The sequence below is a fragment of the Mesorhizobium sp. M2A.F.Ca.ET.039.01.1.1 genome (assembly GCF_003998035.1).
Lineage (GTDB): Bacteria > Pseudomonadota > Alphaproteobacteria > Rhizobiales > Rhizobiaceae > Mesorhizobium.
This window is the reverse complement of sequence record NZ_RZRY01000639.1, coordinates 1-3620: the sequence shown is the minus strand read 5'-3', so window position 1 is coordinate 3620 and position 3620 is coordinate 1. Positions and strand designations below refer to the sequence as shown.

Sequence of the window (3620 nt, the reverse complement as noted above, 5' to 3'; positions counted from 1 at the left end):
GCGCGGAACTCTCTGATCTCGAATTCGTGCAGTTCCATCCGACCGCGCTCGACAACCCGCGCCGGCCGATGCCACTGATCAGCGAAGCAGTGCGCGGCGAAGGCGCTGTGCTGGTCGATGACCATGGCGATCGCTTCCTCGCCGATACGCCTGGCGCCGAGCTCGCAGCGCGCGACGTGGTCGCCCGCGCGATCGCCGATCAGCTGGGCGCCGGGCATCGTGTCTATCTCGACGCCCGGCAATGCCTCGGGCAAAGATTCGCAAAACGCTTCCCGGCAATCGACGCCGTTTGCAAGCAGGCCGGCATTGATCCGGCCGCAGAACCTATTCCCGTGCGTCCGGCGGCGCACTACCACATGGGCGGCGTGGCTGTGGACGCCGAAGGGCGGAGTTCCGTCTCGGGCCTGTGGGCGTGCGGCGAAGTGGCTCGTACGGGACTGCACGGAGCAAATCGCCTGGCTAGCAACTCGTTGGCCGAACTGGTTGCGACAGCCGCCTGGGTGGCAGGATGCATCGCGGGCACTTCCGCAGGCTGGCAGTGGCCGAGGATGCCCGCGATGGTGGCCGTGCGGCCCGACCCGTCATCCATACGACAGGTGGTCTCCAATGCGCTCGGTATTGTCCGCAAGGGCAATGCACTGCGCGAGGCGGTCGCGGACCTGCTGCCGATCGCCGTCGGGGACACGGCGGCCGCGGACCCGGCGCTGGTTGCGCTGTTGATGACGATCGCCGCCCTCCGGCGTGAGGAGAGCCGCGGTTCGCACTACCGATCCGACTTTCCGGGCCGCAATCCGAAAGCCCTGCCCTCGAGTCTGACGCTCTGCAGAGCCTTTGAGAGCGCCGTCTCGCTCAACTGGCTGAGATCCGAACGGAGCTATTGATATGAGTTCCCTTGCCCCGCTTCCCCAGATCATCATGGAGCCGATCGTGCGTGGCGCCCTGCTCGAAGATCTGGGCAGAGCCGGCGACATCACGAGCGATGCCATCATCCCCGCCGATTGCAAGGCGACGCTCGCATTGAATGCCCGGCAGGCTGGCGTTGTTGCCGGGCTCGACCTGGTCATGTTTGCCTTTCTGCTGGTGGACCCCGGGATCAGCATGCAGTTGCGCTGCCCTGAGGGCGGCAAAGTTTCGGCGGGCGAGACGATCGCGGTCGTAACCGGGCCGGCGCGCAGCCTGCTGACGGCCGAACGGACGGCGCTCAATTTTCTATGCAAGCTGAGCGGCATCGCAACGGCAACGGCAGCGCTCGTCGATGCGGTGCGCGGTACTAAGGCAAGGATCATTTGCACACGAAAGACAACGCCGGGCCTGCGTGTCCTGGAAAAACATGCCGTGCGCGCCGGCGGCGGCGCCAATCACCGCTTCGCGCTCGACGATGCCGTGCTCATCAAGGACAACCATATCGCCATTGCCGGCGACATCCGCACCGCAATCGAGCGAGCGCGTAGTGCCGTAGGCCACATGGTCAGGATCGAGGTCGAGGTCGACACGCTGGATCAGCTGGAGATGGCGCTCCAGGCGAGCGTTGACGCGGTACTCCTGGACAACATGTCGCTCGAGGACCTTAGCCAAGCCGTGGCAATGGTGGGAGGCAGAGCTCTCATCGAAGCGTCTGGCCGCGTGACCCCTGCGACAGCTCCAGCAATTGCTGCGACCGGCGTTGACCTCATATCCGTCGGCTGGCTCACCCACAGCGCTCCCATCCTCGACATCGGCCTCGACATGTCGGCCGGTCGAAATTGCAGCAGGCATTTGAACTGAGAGAGGTTATGAACCAGAGTCCCAGGAACTCCTTTGGCCGCACCCCCCTGCCCGTGCCAGCGCTGGTGGGCAGATCGTGACGGGCTCCGAAGTCCGTTTTCTTGGCTGATACCCCAACGATTTTGACGATGGAGGTGGAATGAACGCTAAACTTAGCCCGGACCTGACTTCGGACCCCGTCGGTTGGGCGATTCCGCCCTGGACACGTGCGGAAGCCCAGACTATCCACGATCTGCCGTTCAACGACCTGCTCTTCCAGGCCCATACGACCCACCGCGAGAATTTCGATCCCAACCGGGTGCAGCTTTCGCGCCTGCTGTCGATCAAGACGGGCGGTTGCCCCGAGGATTGCGGCTACTGTAGCCAGTCCTCGCATCATCAGTCGGGCCTCAAGGCCTCGAAGCTGATGGAGGTTCAACGCGTCGTCGCCGAAGCCAGGAAGGCCCGCGACGCAGGCGCAACGCGCTACTGCATGGGGGCCGCCTGGCGCAGCCCCAAGGAACGCGACATGGACGCCGTGGTCGCCATGGTCGAGGGCGTGAAGGCGCTTGGCATGGAGACCTGCATGACGCTCGGCATGCTCGACCTCGGCCAGGCACAGCGGCTCAAGCAGGCCGGCCTGGACTACTACAACCACAACATCGACACTTCCGAGCGCTACTATAGCGAGGTCATCTCGACCCGGACCTTCGCAGACCGGCTGGACACGCTTGCCAATGTCCGCGACAGCGGCATCAAGGTCTGCTGCGGCGGCATCGTCGGGATGGGCGAGGAGAAGGCAGACCGCATCGACATGCTGGTCACGCTGGCCAACCTGCCGGAGCCGCCCGACAGCGTGCCGATCAACATGCTGATCCCCATCGAGGGCACGCCGCTCGGCGAGGCCGAGCCGATCGAGCCGATCGAGTTCGTGCGCACGATCGCGCTTGCCCGCATCATGATGCCGAAATCGCATGTGCGGCTTTCGGCCGGCCGCATGGCGATGAGCGACGAGATGCAGGCGCTGTGCTTCTTCGCCGGCGCCAATTCCATCTTTGTGGGCGACACCTTGCTGACCGCAGAGAACCCCGGAGAGGACAAGGACAGCGCTTTGTTCCGCCGGCTGGGCATCAAGCCGATGGAGCGCGACGCCCAGTGAACGGGCGGGTGACCGGCCGAGCGCTGCTCGACCGCTACGAGGCCAGCTTGCGCGGGCTGGCCCGCAAGGACCGCTTGCGGAACCTCAGCGCCCGTGCGGGCACCGACTTCGCCTCCAACGACTATCTCGGCCTCGCGCACTCAAGCCGCCTGGCTGATGCGGTTGCTGCTGCGCTAGCCGCCGGCACTCCCGTCGGGGCGACCGGCTCGCGGCTGCTGCGCGGCAATGACCCGGAACACGAGGCGCTCGAAGCCAAGGCAGCCGGCTTCTTCGGCACGGAGCGCGCCCTTTTCTTCGGCGGCGGCTATGTCGCCAATTTCGCGGTGCTCACCACCTTGCCCCAGAAGGGCGACCTGGTGGTGCTGGACGAACTCATCCATGCCAGCGCCCATGAGGGGGCGCGGGCCGGTCGCGCCGAAGTGGCGGAAGTCGCGCACAACGAAGCGAGTGCCGTGGACGATGCAATCCGAACCTGGCGCGCGAGAGGCGGCGCCGGCCGACCCTGGATCGTGGTCGAGAGCCTCTACAGCATGGATGGCGACCGGGCGCCGCTCGGCGAACTGATCGAGGTCGCAGACCACCACGATGCATTCCTGTTTGTCGACGAGGCGCATGCCACCGGCGTCTACGGCGCGGACGGGCGCGGGCTCGCGCACGACTTCGAAGGCCGCGACAATGTCGTGGTGCTGCACACCTGCGGCAAGGCGCCGGACGCGCC

General features: G+C 65.8%; 4 protein-coding genes. All 4 read left to right on the top strand.

The window, feature by feature from the left end:
* The coding region (locus tag EOA24_RS30940; protein WP_127410434.1) for an FAD-binding protein at positions 1-881 on the top strand (881 nt) is incomplete at its 5' end.
* Between the two features lies 1 nt (position 882).
* On the top strand, positions 883-1764 hold the full coding sequence (gene nadC / locus EOA24_RS30935) for a carboxylating nicotinate-nucleotide diphosphorylase (RefSeq protein WP_127410433.1): 882 nt from the start codon (positions 883-885) through the stop codon (positions 1762-1764).
* A gap of 139 nt (positions 1765-1903) precedes the next feature.
* Positions 1904-2902, top strand: a complete 999-nt coding sequence (gene bioB / locus EOA24_RS30930) for a biotin synthase BioB (RefSeq protein ID WP_127410432.1) — start codon at positions 1904-1906, stop codon at positions 2900-2902.
* Positions 2899-3620 (top strand): aminotransferase class I/II-fold pyridoxal phosphate-dependent enzyme (locus EOA24_RS30925; RefSeq protein WP_245501892.1); only part of this gene is annotated, 722 nt, incomplete at its 3' end. The genes bioB and EOA24_RS30925, both read left to right, overlap by 4 nt.

Excerpts from the sequence above, each read along its gene's own strand:
- bioB (WP_127410432.1), top strand. The coding sequence starts at position 1,904 with ATGAACGCTAAACTTAGCCCGGACCTGACTTCGGACCCCGTCGGTTGG.
- nadC (WP_127410433.1), top strand. The coding sequence starts at position 883 with ATGAGTTCCCTTGCCCCGCTTCCCCAGATCATCATGGAGCCGATCGTG.